This is a genomic window from Pigmentiphaga sp. NML080357 (genome assembly GCF_002188465.1).
In the GTDB taxonomy this organism is placed as follows: domain Bacteria; phylum Pseudomonadota; class Gammaproteobacteria; order Burkholderiales; family Burkholderiaceae_B; genus Pigmentiphaga.
Window position 1 is genome coordinate 1 of the sequence record NZ_NINW01000002.1, and the last position, 20,761, is coordinate 20,761.

A 20,761-nucleotide genomic window follows, 5' to 3' on the forward strand; every position below is an offset into this window, starting at 1 on the left:
ACACCGTCAGGCCGCACTCCAGTCTAGGCTATTTGACACCGCAGCAGGCCGCCCAGGTCGCTGCATCAAGATTACCAACCGAAGCTAGATTCCAAATCCCAGTGGTGTGAAAAATCCGAGCAGGTCATAACCAACGTGATATATAAAGAACGGCAAGCGGTATACAAAAAACTGAGGAAGAGGCATGGCGCTACGCTTTCGGCGGTCCATCAAACTGGCACCCGGCGTCCGCATGAATGTCAGTGGATCCGGCGTGAGTTGGACGCTCGGGCCTCGCGGCGCGACGGTTGGCATCGGCAAGCGAGGCACCCGTTTGAATACGAGCTTCATGGGGCTTTCTTCCAGCCAAATCCTTTCTCGCCCTCTTCCCCGTCCCCGACAAGCCGCGCCACCTGCACTGTCCGCACCAACCCGGTCTATCCCGTTGACTTGCTCGGTGGACGACGACGGCGTCCTATCCTTCCAGGACGAGCACGGTAACACTCTGGACGATGCCCTGGTCGAGATTGCCAAGAAGCAAAATCGCGCTGCGATCCTCGGGCTTATTCAACGCAAATGCGACCAGATCAACGGGGAATTGGACGGGTTGGCGACCATTCATCTTCACACGCCTTCTCCCCATACGCCTCCGCGCTTCCACCCTGAATCCTATTCGGAGCCGACGCCGACGGCGCCGATGCCGCCTCGGCCACGTTGGTGGGAAAAGTTTCTGTCCAAACGCTTGGCGAAGCTGGACGCGCTTTACCAGCAGGCGCTTGCCGAGCACCAGGTCCGAGTAGAGTCCTGGCAAAGGGAAAAGGCTAAAGACGAACAGGAGCAGGCAGCTAAGCAGCGCTTGATCGAGGAAGGCATCTATACCGATACGGTAGCGATGGAGTGCTGGCTGGAGGCGAATCTTCAAGAGATCGCTTGGCCACGTGAAACCTTGGTCGCCTTGGAAATTGCCGACGAAGGGCGCCATATTTTATTGGACGTAGACTTGCCGGAAATCGAGGACATGCCCTCTAAGCTCGCGGCTGTACCGACCCGTGGTTTGAGGCTTTCAGTTAAAGAGCTACCCTCTGCTCAGGTCCGGTTGCTGCAAGGCAAGCCGCGCCACTATGTGAAGACTGCAGACAGCGGCGCGCAGCGGGTCACGGGTTTTTGCGAGCATTGCGGCACGCAACTCTACGCGACCGATCCGGGCACGCCGAAGCGTTATTCGCTGCGGGTCGGCACCCTGGCGCAGCGCGACCAGGTGGGCGGTCCGCAGGCGCAGATCTGGACGCGCCGCCGTGTCGGCTGGATGCCGCCGCTCGAAGGCGTTGATGAGGTCGACGGGCAGCCGTAGCCGTGCCGTTAGGCTGAATTTTCCCGCGCTTCGGTGCCTTGGGGGGCGGGGTTCAGGTGGACTCGTCCGAATCAAGCCGCAGCAGCCGTCTGGCATTACCACTCTCGATCGCCCTGCGGTCTTCCGGTAACAGTTCGAGCCTATCCATCTGCTCCACCGCATGCCGCAACGGGAACCGGTCGTAGTCGCTGCCGAACAGGATCTGGCTGACGGGGACCCGGCTCATGAGTAGCGCCATCTGTTCCGGCGAGTAGGCCTGCGCGCACTCGAAGTACAAGCGGCGGAACTCCGCCGTGATGCCTTCGGGAAACAGTTCGGCCTGGCGGCCGATCCCGGCACCCTGTACCTGGTCCGGCCAGACCACAACGTCGCGGCGCGCTGGAAACGACCGGACCTTCGCCGCGTGCGGGAGCCAGTGAACCGCCTCGTTCTGAAGGAGACGGTGAACCGCGAGCCGACCTTGCCGCGGCCGGCGCTCAGCGCGACGGAGCGGGTGTACAACAGTTTGGGCGAACTGCTGGACCGCACGCAGAACAAGCTGGAAATACTGACCCTGGCGCTGCGGCTAGGCGTGGACTTGAGTGACGCCGAGGCTTTCGAGCGGGCGGTGCAGGCGATAGAGGCGGCACAAGAAGCACGCGCAAGAACGCCTTGAGCAACGGCGTCGCAGGATTCTTGCCTTATCTGCGCAGCGGAGCAAGCAGGTCGGACAGGAAGTCGAGCAACGCCCGGGTCTTGGCAGGCAACAACTGGGAGGTCGTCACTGCGTAGACAGGCAGGCTGGTGGCGCTCCAATCGGAAAGCACGGGAACCAGCCGGCCAGCCTCGACTTCGGGAATGGCGAAAACGTCGGCCATGACGGCAATGCCATTTCCCGCCACGGCCAGATTGCGGATGAAGCCCACGTTATTGGCTGCCGCGCGACCCCGTACTTCGACTTCCACGGAGCGTCGAGAGGCCCGCAACGTCCAACGCCGCTCGATCTGGTCGGAACCCCGTTCGCTGCGAAGCACGCACTGGTGCTTCGTCAGGTCCTGCGGGATGCGCGGATGACCGAAGCGGGCAAGGTAGTCGGGAGAGGCATACAGCCGCCTGGGCAAGTCGCCCAGGCGCCGGATGACAAGCGATGAATCGGGAAGCTCTCCCATGCGCACCGTGACGTCATACCGCTCCGCAAGCGGATCCATCCACTTGGGAGTGAAGTGCAGGTCCAGCGTGACGTCGGGGTACCGATCGAGAAATTCCCGCACCTTGTCTGCGGTGAGGCGGACCGTGAAATCGATGGGAGCCGCGATGCGCAAGGGGCCATTGGGCCGGGACGGCGCCGTCTGCGCCAGCTGCGTTGCCATGGCGATTTCATTCATCCCCCGGCTGCATTGTTCGAAGTAGCGCTGTCCCTCTTCCGTCAGCACCAGCGTCCGGGTGGTGCGATTGATCAATTTGATGCCCAGCTCTTTCTCCAGCGCGGCAATGCTGCGGGAGGTAGACGACTTCGGCATTTCCAGCGCGTTCGCCGCCGCCGTGAAGCTGCCCGTTTTCGCGACCTCGAGGAAAACGCGGACGTGATGAATAAGTTGGGGTTTCATGTCGGTCTTATTGTTCCAGCAAGGGAACAATGTTATCCGGAAAAGCTATTTTTGGAACGAGACTCCGTCAATAGAATGGCTGAGGGGGAGACAGTAGTGCTGGGATCCGCAGGCGTAGTTTCCGCAAGACGCATAGGGCGCGGAAAGGCCGGATCGGTTTCCCGCCCCGACTTCATCAACGCTTCAAGGCACTGGCAAATGATAAAGAGACGAACATTCCTGGGCATGTCCTCGCTGTTGGCCGTCCCACTGATCTCGCGCGCGAATGATTACCCGCGGATGCCGATCAACCTGGTGACCCCGCTCGCGGCGGGGGATGCCGCGGACCGGGCGGCACGCCTGATCGGGCAGGAGCTCTCGAAGTTGCTGGGCGTTGCGGTCACGGTCATGAACCGCCCAGGCGCCGGCGGTTCGCTGGGGACCCAAGCCGTCATCCGGGCGCCCAAGGATGGATATACCTTGCTCTACGCACAGAACAGCCCGTTGACCATCCGGCGCGTGATCGACCCCGAGGCGGCCAACTACGATCCGTTGAAGGACCTGACGCCTTTGGCGCTGACGACCAGAAGCCCGTCGGTATTGGTCGTCCATAAAGACGCGCCTTTCAAGACCATCAAGGAAATGGTGGACCACGCACGACAGCGTTCCGGCGGCATCAATATCGGGAATGCCGGACCCGGATCCGTCGGCGAGATAAGCGTTCAGTTGATGAATGCGGCGGTGGGCGCCCCGTTGAATTCGGTGAACTACAAAGGCGCGGCTCCCGCCGTGACCGATCTGCTCGGCGGCTACATCGATGCGGTGATCCTTGCGCTGGGCGCCGTAAGCGCCCATATCCGCAGCGGATCGTTGCGCGCTTTGGCGATCTCGTCGCCGTTCCCGGATTTCCCCGCCATCCCGACGCTGCGCAAGCTCGGATACGACGCCGATCTCCTGGGCGTATGGTTCGGCTTTTTCATGCCCGCCGGCGTTCCCGGGCACGTCATCGACACCTTGCTTCCCGCGCTGGAACAGGCGGCACGCAGCCCCGCCATCTCGGCGCAATTGCTTCCATCGGGCATGACGCAGGAATGGGGATCCCGCCAGGCGCTGGCCGAGGAAATTGCCACCGAGTATCGATCCATCAAGGAGCTGCTCGGCTCATCTTCAAAGAACGGAAAATGAAGGATCTGTGATGTCGAAAAGCATTCATGTAGCCATTGTGGGTGGCGGCATCGGCGGGCTCGCCGCCGCAGTGGCGTTGTCCTATCGAGGAATCCAAGTCGCGGTCTATGAACAATCGAGCGTGCTGAGGGAAGTCGGCGCAGGCCTCTTCGTCTATCCCAACAGCCTGAGGCAGCTCGAGCGGGTCGGCCTGGGCGACGCCTTGGCCCGGGTCGGCGCCAGGGTCGGCCAGGGGTCGGAGTATTACCGCATGGACGGTTCGGTCGTCGGCAAGATATTGACCACCGATTCGAGCGGCTGGAATGGGATGTATGGCATGCACCGGGCCGATCTGCTGCAGGTATTGGCGGATGCGATTCCGCCGGGGACCATACATACCGGCCATCGGTGCATCGGCTTCAGCCAGGATGAAGCGGGGGCAAGCCTGACCTTCGACAACGGCCACGTCGCGCGCGCGGACGTCGTGATCGGGGCCGATGGCATCAATTCAGTCTTGCAGAAATACGTCGTGGAACCCTCGGCCCCTGAATACGCAGGCTTCCGGGCGTACCGGGGCTTGATCTCCTCTGACCGGATTCCCGAATGGAGACGGGAGGCACACCAGGTCTGGATGGGGGACGGCAAGCACTTCATGGTGTTTCCGGTCCGCCGAGGCGAAATGGTCAACTACGTCGGTTTCGTCCCGACAACGAGCGAGACGGCGGAATCCTGGTCCGCCGTCGGCGACCGTGATGAGCTCGCCGCGTCATTCGCCGGCTGGGATCCGCGCGTGACCGGATTGCTCGCCAAAGTCGAAACGTGTTTCTGGTGGGGACTCTTCGATCGCAGGCCGCTCGAGAAATGGGTGAACGGACGCCTGGCATTGCTTGGCGATGCGGCTCATCCGATGCTTCCCCACCTGGGGCAAGGCGCGAACCAGGCCATCGAAGATGGAACGGCCCTGGCGGTCCTGCTGCAAGGATGCGCCGATGGCGACTCGGTTCACGACGCGCTGAAGCGCTATGAGGCGCTGCGGCGGCCGCGTACCGCGATGGTGCAGGCGGAAGCCCGGAAGAATGGCTTGCGCTATGACTCCAAGTACGCGGATCTCGGACAGCGCGACCGGGAGATCGCCAACTCCGCGATGTTGCGCAAGTCGCTCTACGACTACGATATCGAGAAGGAGGCCATCGAGTCGCTTCGTCTCAGCCGGGTTTCTGCGTAGGCGCCGGCGCTTGTTCAAGCCAGTAGCCCGGCCGGGCCTGGTGTCCCCGGTAAGAGGAGCCGAACGGTCTTCAGCTTGCGGTCGGGCGCCGTTTGCGTGCCTCCGACTTGCGCCGCCAGAGCAGGACGCCCGTCACGCTCAGCATGGCGGTCATCAGCCCGACTATCGCGACGAGCGCTTGAAGCGGCCATCCCCACCGCGCAGCCATGTGCAGGCCGGCGAGCCAACTGGTGATCGTATCGCCGTTGGCGACGCCGGTGGGAAACCAGGCCAGGCGCAGCTCGCCCGTGTTGGCATCGAAGGAAACGACGGTACGGCCCACGCGCTCCTGCACGTCCAGGCTGCTGTGCACGTAGTAGCTGAACAGCGCGCGCCGGGGGTCGTAGTACAGGAGGTCTTCGCGGTGCACGGAAAATCCCTTTGACGACGCCTGCTGCTCCATCAATCGTCGGCCTGTCTCCCGTGCCTGTTGCCAGCTCAGGCCGGGCTGATCTTGAGGCACCGCCAGCATCGGCAATGACCGCGTGGTGGCCTGGAACGACAGGCCGCCGCGTGCCATGATCGCATCGTAGGCCGGCGCCAGGTTGAACGCCACGCTGCTCCACGCGAAAACGAAGAGCATGGCCCAGGTCCAGAGTCCGCCCGCGCGATGCAAGTCGAACGCGAGCTTGTGACCGCCTGCATGCCAGCGTAGTTGCCATGCAGGCATCCACCGCTGCAGCCAGGGCTTGCCGACCGCGCGGCCGGTCCGCCGTTGCGGGGAGGAGGCGGCGGGCAAGGTCAACCACAGGCCGATGAAGCAGTCCACTGTCCAGAGCAGGGCCGCGGCGCCCAGCACCAGCGTGCCCGCCGAGCCCAGCGCCAGCGAATGGTGCAGGCGATAGATAAAGGGCATGACGTACTGGGCGCCACGCCCGGCCTGCCCCAGCACGCGATCGCCGAGCACCTCGCCGGTATAGGGTTGAACCAGCACCTGAGCCATCGGCGAGACTGGTTTGCCGGTGGCGCCAGGACCGGGCTCGACAAAGAAGACCGCCGATCGGCCCGGAGCCTGGCTTAGCGGTACATGGTTAACCTGCCGGTGCGGATACGCCTGCGTCACCCGTGCACGCAAGGCCAGGGCGTCCAGCGGCTGCGCGATGCCTGGAGGCGGGTGCGCCGCCAGCAACTGCGGCGCGAGCATGGCATCCAACTCGTCGTACCAAGCCAACAGGGCACCGGTCAGGCCAGCGACCAGCAGGAATCCCGCCGTCACCAGTCCGATCCAGCGGTGCAGCCGCGCAATTACCGGCCGTAAGCGCACGCCGGGCTCAGAAGTCGATCGTGGCCGAGAGGTAGACCGTGCGGGGCGCCGACAGCACGATGCCACCGGAGCCCGCGCTGCCTTCCCAGTAGCTGCTGTTGGCCAGGTTCAGCACGTTCGCGCGCAGCGTGACAGGGTAGCCGAACGCCCGCGTCCGGTAGCGCGCGCCGGCGTCCCAGCGGGTCCAGCCGGGCAGCCGCAGGGTGTTGGCGGCATTGACGTATTGCTTGCCGGTCGCCAGTACGCGCGTGGTCAGTGTCAGGCCGGGCAGGAAAGGAGTATCCCACTCCAGGCCGACGTTGGCGATCCAGCGCGGCGCGACGATGGCGTCCTTTCCATCGTTGGCGCCGCCCTGGGTGCGCAGCTGCTTGGCCTGCAGGTAGGTCAAGCCCCCCAGCAGCCGCACCCCACGTGCCAGTTCGCCAAAGGCGCTGAATTCCACTCCCCGGTTGCGCTGCTCCCCATCCATCGCGTAGCGATAGGCTAGCGGCGTGCTGCCGGGCACGGTGATCGCATTGGGCTGCTTGAGTTCGAACAGCGACACCGTGCCGATCACGCGCCCGAAGTCCACCTTGGCGCCCACTTCTTTCTGTCTGGTCTTTACCGGCGGAAAGATCTCTCCGCTGTTCTCGGCATCGGCCGGTGCGGTGGCGCCGGGACTCAGGCCTTGGATGTAGTTGGCATACAGCGAGACGTTGCCCCAGGGTTTGACCACCAGGCCGACAGCGGGCGAATTGACCGTGCGCTCGTAGCTCGACGTGCGCGGATTCACCGGCGCGGTGGCCGCATAGTTGTCTACGCCGATTTTCTGCCGGCGCACGCCCAGGATGAGCCGCACCGCATCGTCGTTCCAGGAAATGCTGTCGGAAATGCCCACCGACGACAGCTGTGTCTCGGACGCCTTGCGGGTGTCGAGAAAGCCCGCGAATGGCGTACCGGCTTGCAGCGGGTCCGGGATCGTGGCAGGGTCGTACAGGTTGGAGGCGGTAGCTGCCCACTGCGCGAACCCGTATCCGGCCGTGGTGTCCAGGGAGGATGCCGCCACGTTGATTTCATGCAGTGCGTTCAGCGCCTCGAACTTCAACCGGGCGCCCGCCAGGAACGATTTGGATTTGGATGTTTCCGGATAGTTGACGGGCGAGGTGGAAAGATCGCCGGCCGGATTGAGGATGCGCGACTCGGTGCGGTAGTTGCTGTGTCGGTGGTCGCGCGCGCCGACAGCGCCGTAGACCATCAGCGTGGGCGACACATCGAACTCCAGCTGTGCGGCCTGATAGTCGTCCACATATTTGCGGCGTTCCCAGTCCTGGGAAAAGCGCGCGCCGGTCCTGGGCGCGGTGGGCACGGCCGTGAGCGTGGGCGCCAGGCGATAACCTACGGATGCGGCGCGTGCGTCGTCGGATTGGTATCCAAGATCCAGCGAGGCACGAAGCCGCTCGCCCCGATAGTCCAGGCCCACCGATGCCGCCCCCAGTGTGACCGATTGTCCGGACGTCGCGGTGTCTCCGCTGCGATAGACCCCATTGGCCCGTACGCCGAACTGGTTCTGCTGGCCGAAGCGCCGGCCCAGATCCACATGGGTTCCCCAGAGCGAATCGGAGGCGTAGCTGGCCGTCAGCCGCGTGATGGGCGCGTCTGTCGCGCGCTTGGGCACGACGTTGATGGCCCCGCCCACACCGCCGCTGGGGGCCATGCCTGTCAACAGCGCGCTCGGGCCCTTGAGCACCTCCACCCGCTCTATCGTTTCCAGCGACAGCGTGCCATAGGGCAGGACGCCATACAGGCCGTTGAGCGAAATATCGCGGTTGCCCAGCCCGAAGCCGCGCAGGAAGAAATTGTCGCCGCCGCCCACGCTGGTATTGCGCCCGCGCGAGCTCATGCGTACGGCCGGGTCGTTGTCCAGCACGTCGGCCAGTGTGGCCGACTGCTGGTTCTGCATCAGCTCGCTGGTGTAGTTGGCGACATTGAAAGGCGCGTCCATCACGTCCTGGTTGCCCAGCAGCCCCAGCCGACCCCCGCGCGCGACCTGCCCGCCGGCGTATGGCGGGGGAAGCCCGGCTTGGGATTCGCTGAGAGCCGTCACGGTGACGGTCTGCAGGACCGTATCGCTGATCGATGGCTGGACCGGCGCGGCGCGCAGGACATAGCCACCACCAGCCGTGGCCACGGCTTCCAGCCCCGAGCCGGCCAGCAGGTGCGCCAGGCCGTCACGCACGCCGAAACTGCCCGACAGGCCCCCGCTCGTCTTGCCGGCCGTCAGCGCACCGTCGATCGACAGCGTGATGCCTGCCGTGGCTGCGAAGCGATTGAGCGCCTGGTCCAGCGTGCCCGCGGGAATCTGGTGCCGCAGTAACGCATCGCCTTGCGCCGCGGCCTGGGCACGGGCCGCGGCGGGCAGCGCCAAGGTACCTGCCGTCAGGCAGAGCATCAGCGCCGCGCGTGCCAGCGGCGTACGCGGGAAAGCACTGGGGAAAGCGAGCAGGGTGTTGGTGTTGGCGAGGTTGCGGTCGCGCGGGTGCATGGTCTTCCTTTCCGAGGGTTTCGCGGCGGCCTCGTACCTGCGCGAGGGCCTTTCCTGGTATCCCGGACGAAAAGGAGAAAGTGCTACGGCACGTGAAAAAAATCGGCTCGGCGCGAGCTCTAGCCCGCCCGCGCGCGCACCGTCACCCAGTATCGCGTCACGCTGTCGATGCGTACCGGCAGCGCATGGGCCAGGGTCGACAGGGCCAGATCCGTATCGTCGAGCGGGTACACGCCGGAGACGACCAGGTCCTGCACGGCGGGGTCGCACCGTAGCAGACCCCTGCGATAGCGGCCCAGCTCGGCAAGGAAGTCCCGTAGCCGCATGCGCTCGGCGACGAGCTGTCCATGTGTCCAGGCTGAATCCCCGGGCGTGGACGCCGCTGGCGACTCCACCGCGGTCGGGGAGAACCAGGCACGCTGTCCCGCTTCAAGCCGAAACGGTTCGGTAGCGGCCAGGCGCGGCTGGACTTGCACCGCACCTTCGTCCACCGACACCATCGATCTTCCGTCGGACAGCCGCACTGTGAACCGCGTGCCGATTGCTTGCACGGCGCCGTGCCGGGTATGCAAGGTGAACGGACGGGAGGCAAGTCCGCTGGCGCTTCGCGGGTCCGGCGCCGTCGCGATGAAGACCTCGCCTGCGCGCAGGAGCAGGTCGCGCGCCTGCGTCGTGAACCGCAGGTCGATCGCGCTGTCGGTGTTGAGTACCAGGCGTGTGCCGTCGGGCAGCACCAGGTCCCGGCGCTCGCCGCGGCCCGTGCGATGCTCGGCCAGCATCGATTGGATCGGTGGCGTGTTGCGCGCCGCGTAAGCGGCCACGCCTGCCGTGGCGAGCAACCCCACGGTCCGCAGCAGGGTGCGGCGGGTGGAGGCGCTGCGCGCTGCATCGGCCGCGCGCAGCGCCTCGCCTTCCACCGGTCCGGTCAGCGACCGGACCCGCTGGCCCATGCGCTGTACCTCGCTCCAGGCCCGCGCATGGTCAGCGTCCTGCGCCAGCCAGCGATCGAATGCGGCGCGTTCGCGCGCCGTGACTTCGCCCGACCAGAATGTCACCTGCCATTCCAGCGCCCGCTGCACCGCGGACTCGGGAATGCCGGAAGATTCCGGAGCCGGCGAAGCATGCGCGGGACTCACAACCGGTTCACCTCTTCGGAGGTCCGCATGGCCGCGTGCAGCGATTGAACCGTCCGCAACATGTACTTGCGTACCGTCGCGAATGAAATGCCCAGGGTTTCGGCGATCTGGGAATACGTCAGTCCATCGAGCTGCGACAGCAGGAACGCCTGGCGAACTTTGGCGGGCAGGGCACCGAGCACGCGGTCTACCAGCAGCAGGTCCTCGATGATCAACGCCCTTTGTTCGACCGAAGGTGCCTGCGCCGGAGGCAGATGCGCCAGAGCATCAAGGTAGGCGGCCTCCACCAGGCGACGGCGATGGAGGTCGATTACCAGGCCTTTGGCGACCTGTGTCAGGTGCGCGCGTGACTGCTCGGCCTCCGGTGTCCTGCCTGTCAGCAGAATGCGCAGGAAGGTGTCATGCGCCAAATCGGCCGCATCCCCCGCATGGCCCACGCGCCGGCGCAGCCAGCCCTGCAGCCAGCCGTGGTGGTCGCTGTACAGGGCGTGGAATTTGAGGGCGGTATCGCCGGAGGACATGTGCGACCTGCTCGGGGCAGAAAATAGGGATGCGAACGATTCTCATTATATGCGCTGATCAGGTCGTGGCAACAAGGCACGCCATAAGCTAAATGGCCTCGAGGATCGTGGCGATGCCCTGTCCGCCGCCTATGCATTGCGTGGACAAGGCATAGCGTCCCTTGGTGCGCTGGAGCAGGCTTGCTGCCTTGCCCGTGATCCGGGCGCCCGTGGCGCCCAGGGGATGGCCGATGGCGAGCCCGCCGCCATCGACGTTGATGGCGTGATCGTGCATCCGGAGTTCCCGGATGCACGCCAATGCCTGGGCCGAGAACGCTTCGTTGATTTCGATGATGTCCAAGTCCTCGATGCGAATATTCGCGCGTTCGAGCGCCTTGCGGGTCGCGGGAATCGGGCCCATCCCCATGCAGGCGGGGTCGACCCCGGCTGTCGTCATCGAACGGATGCGGGCGAGCGGTGCCAGGCCGGATCGCTGGGCGTATGCTTCGCTCGTCACCAGAACGGCCGAGGCGCCGTCGGTCAGCGGAGACGAGGTTCCCGCGGTGACGACCCCGTCGGGCCGGAACGCGGTCCGGAGAGCGGCAAGCGCCTCGAGCGATGTCCCGGGCCGAATGCATCCGTCCTTGGAGACCACCTGGCCGTCGGGCAGCGTGACCGGAACGATTTCCTCGTCGAAGTGACCCGCAGCCTGGGCCGCGGCGGCCTTCTGGTGCGACTGGAGCGCGAACCGCTCCTGGTCCGCGCGGGAGACCCGATATCGCGCCGCAACGTTCTCGGCCGTCTCGCCCATCGGGATGTAGGTGTCGGTGTGCTCGAAAAGGTCCGGGTTCGGCGAGAATGTCAGCCCGCCCTGGGGCACCATAGTCATCGACTCGACGCCGACGCACAGAAATGCGTCGCCGATGCCGGCCTCTATTTGCGCGGCCGCCATGTGAACCGCGGACATCGATGAGCCGCAGAACCGGTTGATCGTCATGCCGGGTACCGAGAAGGGCAAGCCCGCCAGAAGCGCCGCGATTCGGGCAATGTTGTTGCCCTGTGGGCCTTCCGGATAGGCGCATCCCGCAATCACATCATCGAGCGATCCGGGATCGATGGACGTTCGCTTGAGCACTTCCTTGATGACCTCGGCGGCCAACGTGTCCGGGCGGACATTCGCTAGGGCGCCTTTCTTCGCGAAGTGGAAGGGCGTACGCGCAAAGGCGGAGATAACGGCTTTCATGAGCGGTCCTTGGTGCGGGAGTCGGTACGCGATGGCGTCGGGAAACAGAAAGCGGTCAGTCGCCGGCGGCTGCCGGGACGGGGCTGAGGTAGACGCCAGTGCCCAGCGCCTGCTTCAACTGGGCACTGGTGGCGTCCGCGAGGACTTCGGACTCGCCTCTTTCGATACCCTCGACAGCCGCGCGGGCCACTTCCTCCGGATCCGCCTTCTGGACGGGAAGGGCTCGGGTCATGTCCGTATCCATGAAGCCAACGTGCAGCGCGACGACTTGCGTGCCTTGGCCGCTGAGCGCGTGGCGAAGTCCATTGGTCAACGACCATGCCGCCGACTTGGTCGCAGAGTAGGTTTCTACGCCGGCCAGGCTGATCCAACTGAGGGCGGACAGGACATTGAGGATCGCGCCGCCGCCGTTGGCGGCGAGGACGGGCGCGAACGCCTGCGCCAGCGCGAGCGGGCCGAGGACATTGGTTTCGGCCTCCTGCCGCAGCGATTCCAGGCTGGCCGGGTCCAGGATGCTGGGCGAGCGAATGATGATGCCAGCGTTGTTGACGAGGATATTGACGTCGCGGAGTTCGTTCGCCAGTGCGCGGACATTCGACGGATCGATGACATCGAGCCGTACGGGGACAACGCCTTCGCTCGTCGAGATCGTGGACGGTTCGCGCGCCGCCGCATAGACCTTGGCCGCGCCGGCGTTCCGCAATGCCTGTACAAGCGCCTTGCCAAGCCCGCGGTTCCCGCCGGTGACGAGTGCCACACTGTTCTTGATCTGCATGTTGTCATTCCTGTGAAAGGGCCGCGCATCCCGCCGTGGATGGCATTCGGCATGTTTATATGATGATCATCATATAATGACGATGAGCCCCGGCGCAAGCCGCCTCCGCTCGAGGGGCCGACAGTAAAATTCCCGGAAGCACCGAGAAAAGCAGAGCCATGCGCTACGACCCCGAACACAAGCAACGCACGCGAAGACTGGTCCTGAAGCAGGCCGCCGCGGCCATTCGGCAGGATGGGCCGGACAAGGTCGCGGTGGCGGCGCTGATGGCCAAGGCCGGGCTGACCCACGGTGGTTTCTATGCGCACTTCAAGTCCAAGGACGAACTGGTCGGCCAAGCCATTGCGACCATGTTCGAGACGCAGCTCGGCGTCCTGGAAGAGACCACCCATGCGCTGCCGCCGGATCGAGGTTTGGTCGCCTACGTCGAGAAGTACCTGAGTGTGAAGCACCGGGACCATCGCGAGCAGGGTTGCCCGGTGGCCGCGCTGTCCAGCGATGTCGCGCGAATGGACGAAACCGCACGCAAATATTTCGATGCGGGCCTGGATGGCATGATCGACCGATTGGCCGGCCTGATTGGCGCGCTTCCTCGCGACAATGCGCGGGAGCTGGCTATTTCCGTGTTCTCGGAGATGGTCGGCGCCATGGGGATGGCCCGCTCCGTCACCGATCCCGGTTTCTCGGAGAAGATCCTGAAGGTCGCCAAGAAGAACGTACTTGGCCGCCTGGGCCTGGGCTGAGCGCCCAGGCGGCGCAGGATTGCTACGCTACTTGCCCCGGCTGGCCTTGCTCACATACAGCGCCAGGGCTTCGATATCGGCATCGCTCATGGTGGCCTTGAACGACGGCATGCTGCCTATGCCGTCGCGCAACGCACGGGCGACGCGTGCCGCGTCGGGCTGCAGCTCGTCGAGCACGGGGCCGATGGTGCCTTCGGCGCCGGCGTCCTTGAGCGTGTGGCAGACGGCGCAGGCCGGGGTGGCGGTGGCGAACAGTTTCTTGCCGCGCGCCAACTGCGCGGCTTCGTCGGCGTGGGCCGGGGTGGCGGCCAGGGCCGAGAAGGCGAACGTACAGAAGTAGAGGAGTTTCTTCATCTCGATGGGGAGTTGCGTGATGGAAAGCACGCTCGCGGGCTGACTGCCGCGAGCGTGCCGCTGTTCAGGCGACGGTGATGGTGACGGCGTGGTCGGCCCAGCTGGTGTTGTTGTAGCCGCTCTGGTTCTCGCCGCGCGTCTCCGGCTGCACGTTGCCCTGGTCGTCGATGGCGCGGCTGGCCAGCACGTGTTTGCCCTTGGGCAGCGTTGCCTGCAGCACGAACTGGCGCCAGGCGTACTTGCCCATGTCCGGGCCCACCAGCCGCGCGGGGCGCCAGGTCTTGCCGCCGTCGAGCGAGACCTCCACGCCCTTGACGCCGTGCAGGCCGCCGAAGGCCACGCCGTGGATCTGCACGGTGCCGGGCGCCACGGCGCCATCCTCGGGCACGGGGCCGTTGATCCAGGACTTGACGCTCATTTCCTGGACCGAGGGCTGGCTCGGATCGCCCTTGCCGCCGGGGGGCGTGATGCGATAGCCGTGCGACATGATGCGGGCGTCGCTTTCCTTGGGCGTGAAGGCGAGCTGCTTGATGTACTTGATGTTGTTGACGCCGGTGTAGCCGGGCACGATCAGGCGCAGCGGGCCGCCGTGCGCGAGCGGGATGGGCTCGCCGTTCAGTTCCCACGCCAGGAGCGCGTCCTGCATGGCGGCGACGGGCACGGAGCGCTCGACGATCACGCTCTTGGGGTCGATGCCGGCGGGCAGCACTTCGCCGCCGGTGCCGGTCATGTAGGGCACGCCGTCGATCAGGCCGCCCAGGGCCTGGACGACGTCGCGCACGGGCACGCCGCTCCAGGTCACGCAACCGGCTGCGCCGACCGTCCACGGGGTGCCGCTGGGCTTGCTGGGGAAGAAGCCGCGGCCGTTGCCCGAGCATTGCAGGACCATGGTCACGGTCTCCAGGCCCAGGGTCTTGAGCTCGCGCAGGCTCAGCGTCCGCGGCTGCTTGACGCCCGTGACCTGCAGTTGCCAGGCGTCGCGGTCGGCCACGATGGATTCGGAGGGCGTGGGCAGGTTGTTGCGCACGTAGAGCTGGTTGGTGGGCGTGACCACGCTGGTGCCGAAGGCGCTGCGCTTGGTCTCGATCGTGGTGCTGCTGTGCACGATGACGGCGTCGGCGTTCTTCCATCCGGCGTAGCCGGGCAGGGGCTTGGACGCGGGCGCGGCGGCGGCTTGCGCCAGCGCCTGGCCTTGCAGGCCCGCGAGCCCGGCGGTGGCGGCAACGGTGGCGCCGCCCGCGAGCAGGCGGCGGCGTGGCAGGGAGGTGGGGGTGGCGTCTTGCATGGTCTCTCCTTGTTGTTGTGGATGAGAACGGGAAGTCAGGATGCTGGGGAGGCTTCGGGCTGCCCCAGCGCGCGGGAGGCCACGGCCAGGGCCTGTTTTTTCTGGGCGATGAGTATCAGCGGGCGTCCTTCGTGCGAACGCACGACCTTCCAGTAGGTGTTGGCCCACCAGCCTTCGCCGTCCGGAATCTGCTGGAATTGTTCGAAGGACAGCACGGTGACGATGCCGCCTTTTTCGAAGAAGGTGGTCAGGTGGTAGGCGCGTTCGCGGCCGATGTCGCAGGGGCGCATCAGCTGGACGTAGCCGGGCAGCGCCTGCTGCGCCGGCAGGTCCAGGTGGCGCGCCATGTCGGTGGCGGATATGAAGCTGCCGCGCAGCGTGCGCTCGTAGTATTCATGCTCGATTGCCGAGCGCACCAGTTCGGGCGGACGCATGGAGAAGACCGCGGCCGCCACGGAACCGCCGACCAGCAATACGGCCAGCATGCCGCGCAGGCCGCGCCGCGTGTGCCAAGGGGTATGGCGCAGCAGATGCGCAGGGGGATCGCCGGGCTCGAACGCCAGGGCCAGTTCGGCGCGCGCGCGCAAGTCGAACTCTGTGTCTTGGGGACGGTCGTTGCTGTTCATGGGGTCTGTTTTCGCAGCGGTATCACACTGGCGGCAGCCGTTTCGGGCGCCGTGGGACGTGTGGGGCCCTGGAGGGCGGCTTTCAGCGCTTCGCGGGCGCGCGCCAGGCGCGACAGGACCGTGCCGGGCGCGATATCCAGCGCTTCCGCCATCAGGGCCGTCGGCATGTCATCGAAGTAATACAGCACCAGGACTTCACGGTGGATGGGGGCGATGCGGGCGAGGGCCTTGACCACGTCCAGCTGCTGGTCCAGCGCATCATGGCGGGGGTCGGCGGCTTCCTCGACCTGTTCGTCTGCCAGCGCAGGCCCGGGGGCCGGGTCGATATTGCGGAACGCGTGGCGCCGCATGATCTGGAACAGCCAGGCGCGCGCCATGGCCGGATCGCGCAGCTGGTCGCGAAAGCGCCAGGCGCTGGTAAAGCAGTCCTGCACCACGTCTTCGGCGATTGCCCTGGAACCCGTCAGGGCCCAGGCGCTGCGCAGCAGGAAGCGGTAGTGTTCGCGCACCCATTGGTTGTAGCGCGACTCGGCGGAAGAGATCATATTGTTCATGAGCGCCTGGAGCGGCGTTTCATTCCATCCAGCATTCGATCAAGGGTATTCCCCTAGATTGGCCCGGCCGATCGGGGGAGTGCGGGCATGGCGCTTGCGGAGAGGCGCGCTCTTTTCCAAGGAGCACGACATGCCAGCGAAGTCCAAAGCCCAGCAGATGGCGGCCGGCGCCGCGCTGTCGGCCAAGCGCGGCGAACGCAAGGCCGGCGAGCTGCAAGGGGCCTCCAAGTCCATGTACAAATCCATGAGCGAGAAAGAGCTGCAGGATATGGCGGCGACCAAGCGCAAGGGGAAGCCTGGACACAAGCATTAGCCCCCGTGGCCAGCGTATCCGGCAGCGCTTCCCAAGGACGGCGGGCCGTCGCGGTCCTGAAGCGGACACGCGTCAGGACGGCATCAGGCCCCGGGGGGCGCGGCGAGGAGCCGCTCGATGCCGGAACGGGCAAAGCGGATGAATGCCGCAATCCGGTCGGCGCCCGCCGGCCCGGCGTCTTCGTCGGCGCCTAGATACGCCGCCCGTGCGGACGACAATACCGGCCGGTGCTCGGCCGGCAACCGCTCGAGCAGCCAGGCGGCCGCCACGTCTTTGGGGGCGATCCGCCCGGTGGCGGCGCTGTACCAGACGCGCGCGAGCGCGAGGATGATGTTTCGCTCATCCCCTTCCCAGTCCGCTTCCGTATTCCATTGGGCGACGGTATCCCGCAGCGCGGCGGAGAAGTCCCGCTGCGGAACCGGGTCGAACAAGGCTTCGGCCGGCGGACCTGAGAGCGCGAGACTGTGCTGCCTCGCCTTGGTCAGCAGGATGGCGAGATCGTGGTCGGGACCCGGCGGCTCGAAAACGCCGGCGGCCAGGTCCTGGCGCAGCCATTCGCCGAACTGCAGTTCGCGCCGTGGCGGATAGCGCCAGGGCACGAGTTCCCGCCGCACGACTACCGTGACCTCCAGCGGCCGCCAGGGCGCGGCGCTTCCCGGCGGGGCGGATACCGCCAGCAGGTCCTGCATCAATGCCCGCCGCAGCGGCTCGTCCAGCCGCCCGGTCACGGTCACCAGCAGGTCGATGTCGCTGTGCGGCTTCAAGCCGCCGTCGAGCGCGGACCCGAACAGGTGGATGGCCAGCAGCGCGGTGTCCAGATGCCGTTCGATCGTGGCGCGGGCGAGGCAGACCTGCCGTGAGATTTCGGTGGGGATTGAAGTGTTCGTCATGTGCAGTGATGGCTGGCCGTGGTCCTGCCGCTGCCGGCATCGGTCTTGCGCCGATCCGCTGGCAGCGACTGCATGTCGCGGAACGGGACGAGTCCCGCGTCGAGGCGGGCCGTCAGTCCAGCTTCCTGGCGAAACCTCGCTGCACGGCGGGCCGCTCCATCAACGCCGCGTACCAGCGTGCCACGTTGGGGTAGCACGCAAGATCGACTTGATGGCGTTCGTGCCGCCAGGCCCAGCCCAGGATGGCGAAGTCGGCGATGGACATCGCGCCGGCCACGTACTCGTGCGAGGACAGGCGGGCGTCCAGCACGCCATAGAGCCGGTGCGTCTCGGCGCTGAACCGCTGCAGGCCGTAGCGGCGGTCGGTCTCGTCCTCCACCGCCCTGAAGTGATGGACTTGCCCGGGTATGGGGCCGAAGCCGCCCATCTGCCACATCAGCCATTCCATGACCGCAGTCTGCGCACGCAGGTCGGCCGGCAGGAATTTGCCGGTCTTGCGCGCGAGATAGAACAGGATGGCCCCGGATTCGAACACGCTGATCGGCTCGCCGCCCGGTCCGTCGTGGTCGATGATGGCGGGGATCTTGTTGTTGGGGCTGATCCGCAGGAAGGATGCCTCGAATTGCTGCCCGTTGCGTATATCGACGGGCACCACTTCGTAGGGCAGTTCCATTTCTTCCAGGGCCACGCTGATCTTGCGGCCGTTGGGCGTGTTCCAGGCGTGGAGCTCGATGGTCATGGGCGCCGGTATCGGTTGGTGGAGGTTCGGGCCATTATCCTCCACCCGAGGCGTGGACTCTACCGGCCGTCCGGGCTGGAGAACCGCTCATCCCGCCACTTGAACGCCGCCTTGAGCCCTTCCTTGGCCGCCATGTCGAAGAATTCCCGCTTCTCCGCGGAGTCCAGCAAGTGGATGAGCGCGAACATCTCGGCTCCGTGGTCGATGGCCGCCTGGAAGCCGCGCGCCTCGTAGCTGCGATTGATGGTCTGCTTGTTCATGCGCATCACGTCGGGCGCGATCATCGCGAACTTCAGGGCCAGTTTGCGCGCTTCTTCCAGCAGCGAGGCGGCGGGCACCACCCGGTTGGCGAGTCCGATGGCGCAGGCTTCCTGCGCGCCGATCCGTTCGCCCGTGAGCATCAGTTCCTTGGTCTTTTTCATGCCCAGCACCCAGGGCATGATGGCCAGGGGCGGGGCGGACTGGAACTGGATCTCGGGTTCGCCGAATTGCGCGTCGTCGGCCGCCAGGGTGATGTCGCACGCCATCGATAGCTCGCAGCCGCCGCCCAGGCAGTAGCCGTTGACGGCCGCGATGACGGGCAGCCTGGAGCGCCAGATCTTCAGGCAGGTGTCGTTGCCCAGGCGCGCGTGCTCGCGCCAGTCCTGCACGGTGGTGAAGGGCTGTTCGCGCGGGCTCAGGTCGAAGCCGGAACTGAAGGCGCGTCCCGAGCCGGTGATGATGGCGGCCCGGATGCCGGGGTCGGCCTCCAGGCGGTCGAGCGCATGCTGGACCTCGATCAGCAGTTCGTCGCTCAGGGCGTTCATCTTGTCCGGCATGGACAGGGTGACGGTCGCGACCCAGCGGTCGATGTCGAGGCGGATGGAGCGGTAGGCGGAGGATGCGGAAGCGTGGAGGGTCATGGCGGATCAGGTCCGGAGGTTGTGGAGGGTGCGGGGAACGATCAGCGCGTCGAGCACGCATGCGCCCTGGCCCTTGGGGAGCACGGCGACGGGATTGAGGTCGATGGCCTCGATGACGTCGGCATAGGCTTCGGCGATTTCGGCCAGGCGAACGACGACGGCTTCCAGGGCCTCCCGATCGGCCGCGGGACTGCCGCGATAGCCATCGAGCAGGGCCGAGGCGCGCGTCCGGCCGACCAGCGCCCGGGCTTCGGGTGCGCCCAGGGGGGCCAGGGCGAAGGCGCTGTCCTGCATCAGCTCGACCAGCACGCCGCCGGCGCCCACTACGATGCCGCGGCCGAAGGGCGGGTGCTGGGCCGAGCCGATGATCATCTCGACGCCGCCGGTCACCATCTCCTGGACGACGACGCCCTGCACGGCCGCTTCGGGACGGTGGCGGCGGACGCTGGACAGGATCTCTCCAAAGGCGCCTTCGACGGCCTGCGCGTTGCGCAGGGCAAGCCTGACCCCGCCGACCTCGCTCTTGTGCGGGATGTCCGCGGAGTCCACCTTGAGCACGACAGGAAAGCCGATCTCCCCGGCGGCGCGCATCGCCGCTTCGGCGGTGGCGGCGGGGATCTCGCGCGTCGTGCGTATGCCATGGTCCTGGAGGAAACGCTTGGCTTCGTTCTCGGTCAGGGCCTTGCCGCTGGCCAGGCGGCTGCGCCATGCCGGATGCACGCGGCAGCCCGTCGCGGCCTTGCCGCCCGGGAGCTGCCACCGATGCCAGTCGAGATACGCGCGGATCGCTATGAGCGATGGACGGGCGCCCTGCAGGACGGGAACGTCGCCGTCCTGCAGCGGAGCGATGGTGACCGGATGCAGCGGTCCCGCGACGTTGCTGTAGAAGACGAGGGGCTTGGCCGCTGTCCGCGCGACCCGGGCGGTGACTTCCGCCAGCCGCCGGTATCCATGGGCCGCGCCCTCGCTCAGGCCTGCGGGGCAGTCCTGCGAGACCGCGACCAGGCCGATGCCGGGATCCGCCAGGAGTGCTTGCACGGCTTGTTCGTAGATGCCGGTGTCGGACAGTGCGGCGCTGGTCGCGTCCAGCGGATTGGCAGGGGTGGCGAAGCCCGGCAGGGTCGCGCGCAGTGCTTCCCGCGTGGCGCCATCGAGCGCAGGCAGCTCGATGCGCAACTCCTGAGCCAGGTCGCAGGTGAGGGCGACTTCGCCGCCGCTGATGTTGATGACGCCGAGGCCATGGCTGGTCGGCGCCCTGCGCAGCATATTGAAGGCGGCGCAGGCTTCGACCAGTTCGTCGAGATCCTCGACGACTACGATTCCCGCCTGCCGGAAGAACTCGCTGGCGGCGGCATGCGAGCTCGCGAGCGATCCCGTATGGGCCGCGGAAGCGGCGGCGCCCATGGCCGTCCGTCCCACTCTCAGGGCCACCACGGGCTTGCCGGCGGCGCGCATGCGGGCCGCCGCGGCGGCCAGGCGGTCGGGTCGCCGCACCGTCTCCAGGAAGAGGCAGGCCACCCTGGTATGCTCGTCGTCGACGAAGTAGTCCAGGTAGTCGTCTACATCCAGGGCGGCGGCATTGCCCATGGAGAT

General features: G+C 66.2%; 22 protein-coding genes. 6 read left to right on the plus strand and 16 right to left on the minus strand.

Features of this window, described 5'->3' with window-relative positions:
* The first annotated feature begins 184 nt into the window (after positions 1-184).
* Positions 185-1,330, plus strand: coding sequence for a DUF4236 domain-containing protein (locus CDO44_RS27545; protein ID WP_087778095.1), 1,146 nt, complete (start codon positions 185-187; stop codon positions 1,328-1,330).
* Between the two features lie 52 nt (positions 1,331-1,382).
* Here CDO44_RS27545 and CDO44_RS00020 read toward each other — a convergent pair whose 3' ends face one another.
* The gene (locus CDO44_RS00020) at positions 1,383-1,694 is read right to left on the minus strand and encodes an amidohydrolase family protein (protein WP_087778096.1); all 312 of its coding nucleotides are present in this window, start codon (positions 1,692-1,694) and stop codon (positions 1,383-1,385) included.
* Between the two features lie 51 nt (positions 1,695-1,745).
* On the opposite strand from CDO44_RS00020, the gene CDO44_RS00025 reads away from it, so the two are divergent.
* Positions 1,746-1,985, plus strand: coding sequence for a hypothetical protein (locus CDO44_RS00025; protein WP_087778097.1), 240 nt, complete (start codon positions 1,746-1,748; stop codon positions 1,983-1,985).
* 25 nt (positions 1,986-2,010) lie between these two features.
* Here the strand turns inward: CDO44_RS00025 and CDO44_RS00030 are convergent, their stop codons facing one another.
* A complete protein-coding gene (locus CDO44_RS00030) occupies positions 2,011-2,916 on the minus strand; it encodes a LysR family transcriptional regulator (protein WP_087778098.1) in 906 nt (301 codons plus the stop codon).
* On the opposite strand from CDO44_RS00030, the gene CDO44_RS00035 reads away from it, so the two are divergent.
* Both CDO44_RS00035 and CDO44_RS00040 read left to right on the plus strand, forming a co-directional pair.
* A complete protein-coding gene (locus tag CDO44_RS00035) occupies positions 2,896-4,080 on the plus strand; it encodes a tripartite tricarboxylate transporter substrate binding protein (RefSeq protein WP_087778099.1) in 1,185 nt (394 codons plus the stop codon). The two genes, CDO44_RS00030 and CDO44_RS00035, sit on opposite strands and share 21 nt — an antisense overlap.
* Before the next feature lie 10 nt (positions 4,081-4,090).
* Positions 4,091-5,284, plus strand: a complete 1,194-nt coding sequence (locus tag CDO44_RS00040; RefSeq protein ID WP_087778100.1) for an FAD-dependent monooxygenase — start codon at positions 4,091-4,093, stop codon at positions 5,282-5,284.
* 70 nt (positions 5,285-5,354) lie between these two features.
* Here the strand turns inward: CDO44_RS00040 and CDO44_RS00045 are convergent, their stop codons facing one another.
* The 6 genes from CDO44_RS00045 to CDO44_RS00070 all read right to left on the minus strand — a co-directional run bounded on the left by CDO44_RS00045 (position 5,355) and on the right by CDO44_RS00070 (position 12,762).
* On the minus strand, positions 5,355-6,587 hold the full coding sequence (locus tag CDO44_RS00045; RefSeq protein WP_158213170.1) for a PepSY domain-containing protein: 1,233 nt from the start codon (positions 6,585-6,587) through the stop codon (positions 5,355-5,357).
* A gap of 7 nt (positions 6,588-6,594) precedes the next feature.
* Positions 6,595-9,108: a TonB-dependent receptor gene (locus tag CDO44_RS00050; RefSeq protein WP_087778102.1), complete on the minus strand. Its 2,514-nt coding sequence runs from the start codon at positions 9,106-9,108 to the stop codon at positions 6,595-6,597.
* A 119-nt stretch (positions 9,109-9,227) separates the two neighbouring features.
* Positions 9,228-10,244 carry a FecR domain-containing protein gene (locus CDO44_RS00055; protein ID WP_233145975.1) on the minus strand — a complete coding sequence of 339 codons (1,017 nt, stop codon included), beginning with the start codon at positions 10,242-10,244 and terminating at the stop codon, positions 9,228-9,230.
* On the minus strand, positions 10,241-10,765 hold the full coding sequence (locus CDO44_RS00060) for a sigma-70 family RNA polymerase sigma factor (protein ID WP_087778103.1): 525 nt from the start codon (positions 10,763-10,765) through the stop codon (positions 10,241-10,243). Before CDO44_RS00060 ends, CDO44_RS00055 begins: the two co-directional genes overlap by 4 nt.
* A gap of 88 nt (positions 10,766-10,853) precedes the next feature.
* Complete coding sequence (locus tag CDO44_RS00065) at positions 10,854-11,987, minus strand: thiolase family protein (protein ID WP_087778104.1); 1,134 nt, start codon at positions 11,985-11,987, stop codon at positions 10,854-10,856.
* 55 nt (positions 11,988-12,042) lie between these two features.
* Positions 12,043-12,762 (minus strand): SDR family oxidoreductase, encoded by a 720-nt coding sequence (locus CDO44_RS00070; protein ID WP_087778105.1) that lies wholly within the window; start codon positions 12,760-12,762, stop codon positions 12,043-12,045.
* 158 nt (positions 12,763-12,920) lie between these two features.
* Between CDO44_RS00070 and CDO44_RS00075 the strand changes: the two genes are divergently transcribed.
* Complete coding sequence (locus CDO44_RS00075; RefSeq protein WP_087778106.1) at positions 12,921-13,505, plus strand: TetR/AcrR family transcriptional regulator; 585 nt, start codon at positions 12,921-12,923, stop codon at positions 13,503-13,505.
* Positions 13,506-13,532: 27 nt separating this feature from the next.
* Here the strand turns inward: CDO44_RS00075 and CDO44_RS00080 are convergent, their stop codons facing one another.
* The 4 genes from CDO44_RS00080 to CDO44_RS00095 form a co-directional block, all read right to left on the minus strand.
* A complete protein-coding gene (locus CDO44_RS00080; protein WP_087778115.1) occupies positions 13,533-13,859 on the minus strand; it encodes a cytochrome c in 327 nt (108 codons plus the stop codon).
* 64 nt (positions 13,860-13,923) lie between these two features.
* On the minus strand, positions 13,924-15,144 hold the full coding sequence (locus CDO44_RS00085; protein ID WP_087778107.1) for a sulfite oxidase: 1,221 nt from the start codon (positions 15,142-15,144) through the stop codon (positions 13,924-13,926).
* 35 nt (positions 15,145-15,179) lie between these two features.
* Entirely contained in the window at positions 15,180-15,770 is a 591-nt protein-coding gene (locus CDO44_RS00090; RefSeq protein ID WP_087778108.1) for a hypothetical protein, read from the minus strand.
* Complete coding sequence (locus CDO44_RS00095; RefSeq protein WP_087778116.1) at positions 15,767-16,315, minus strand: RNA polymerase sigma factor; 549 nt, start codon at positions 16,313-16,315, stop codon at positions 15,767-15,769. The genes CDO44_RS00090 and CDO44_RS00095 overlap by 4 nt, the downstream gene beginning before the upstream one ends.
* A 139-nt stretch (positions 16,316-16,454) precedes the next feature.
* Between CDO44_RS00095 and CDO44_RS00100 the strand changes: the two genes are divergently transcribed.
* Positions 16,455-16,637, plus strand: coding sequence for a DUF3008 family protein (locus tag CDO44_RS00100; protein ID WP_087778109.1), 183 nt, complete (start codon positions 16,455-16,457; stop codon positions 16,635-16,637).
* Positions 16,638-16,720: 83 nt separating this feature from the next.
* On the opposite strand, the gene CDO44_RS00105 is transcribed toward CDO44_RS00100, so the two are convergent.
* From CDO44_RS00105 to CDO44_RS00120, 4 genes are all read right to left on the minus strand, one after another.
* Positions 16,721-17,527, minus strand: coding sequence for an AadA family aminoglycoside 3''-O-nucleotidyltransferase (locus CDO44_RS00105; protein WP_087778110.1), 807 nt, complete (start codon positions 17,525-17,527; stop codon positions 16,721-16,723).
* Positions 17,528-17,639: 112 nt separating this feature from the next.
* Positions 17,640-18,266, minus strand: a complete 627-nt coding sequence (locus tag CDO44_RS00110) for a glutathione S-transferase family protein (RefSeq protein WP_087778111.1) — start codon at positions 18,264-18,266, stop codon at positions 17,640-17,642.
* Positions 18,267-18,325: 59 nt separating this feature from the next.
* Positions 18,326-19,168 (minus strand): enoyl-CoA hydratase/isomerase family protein, encoded by an 843-nt coding sequence (locus tag CDO44_RS00115; RefSeq protein ID WP_087778112.1) that lies wholly within the window; start codon positions 19,166-19,168, stop codon positions 18,326-18,328.
* Positions 19,169-19,174: 6 nt separating this feature from the next.
* On the minus strand, positions 19,175-20,761 hold a 1,587-nt coding region (locus CDO44_RS00120; RefSeq protein WP_144389439.1), incomplete at its 5' end, for an acetate--CoA ligase family protein.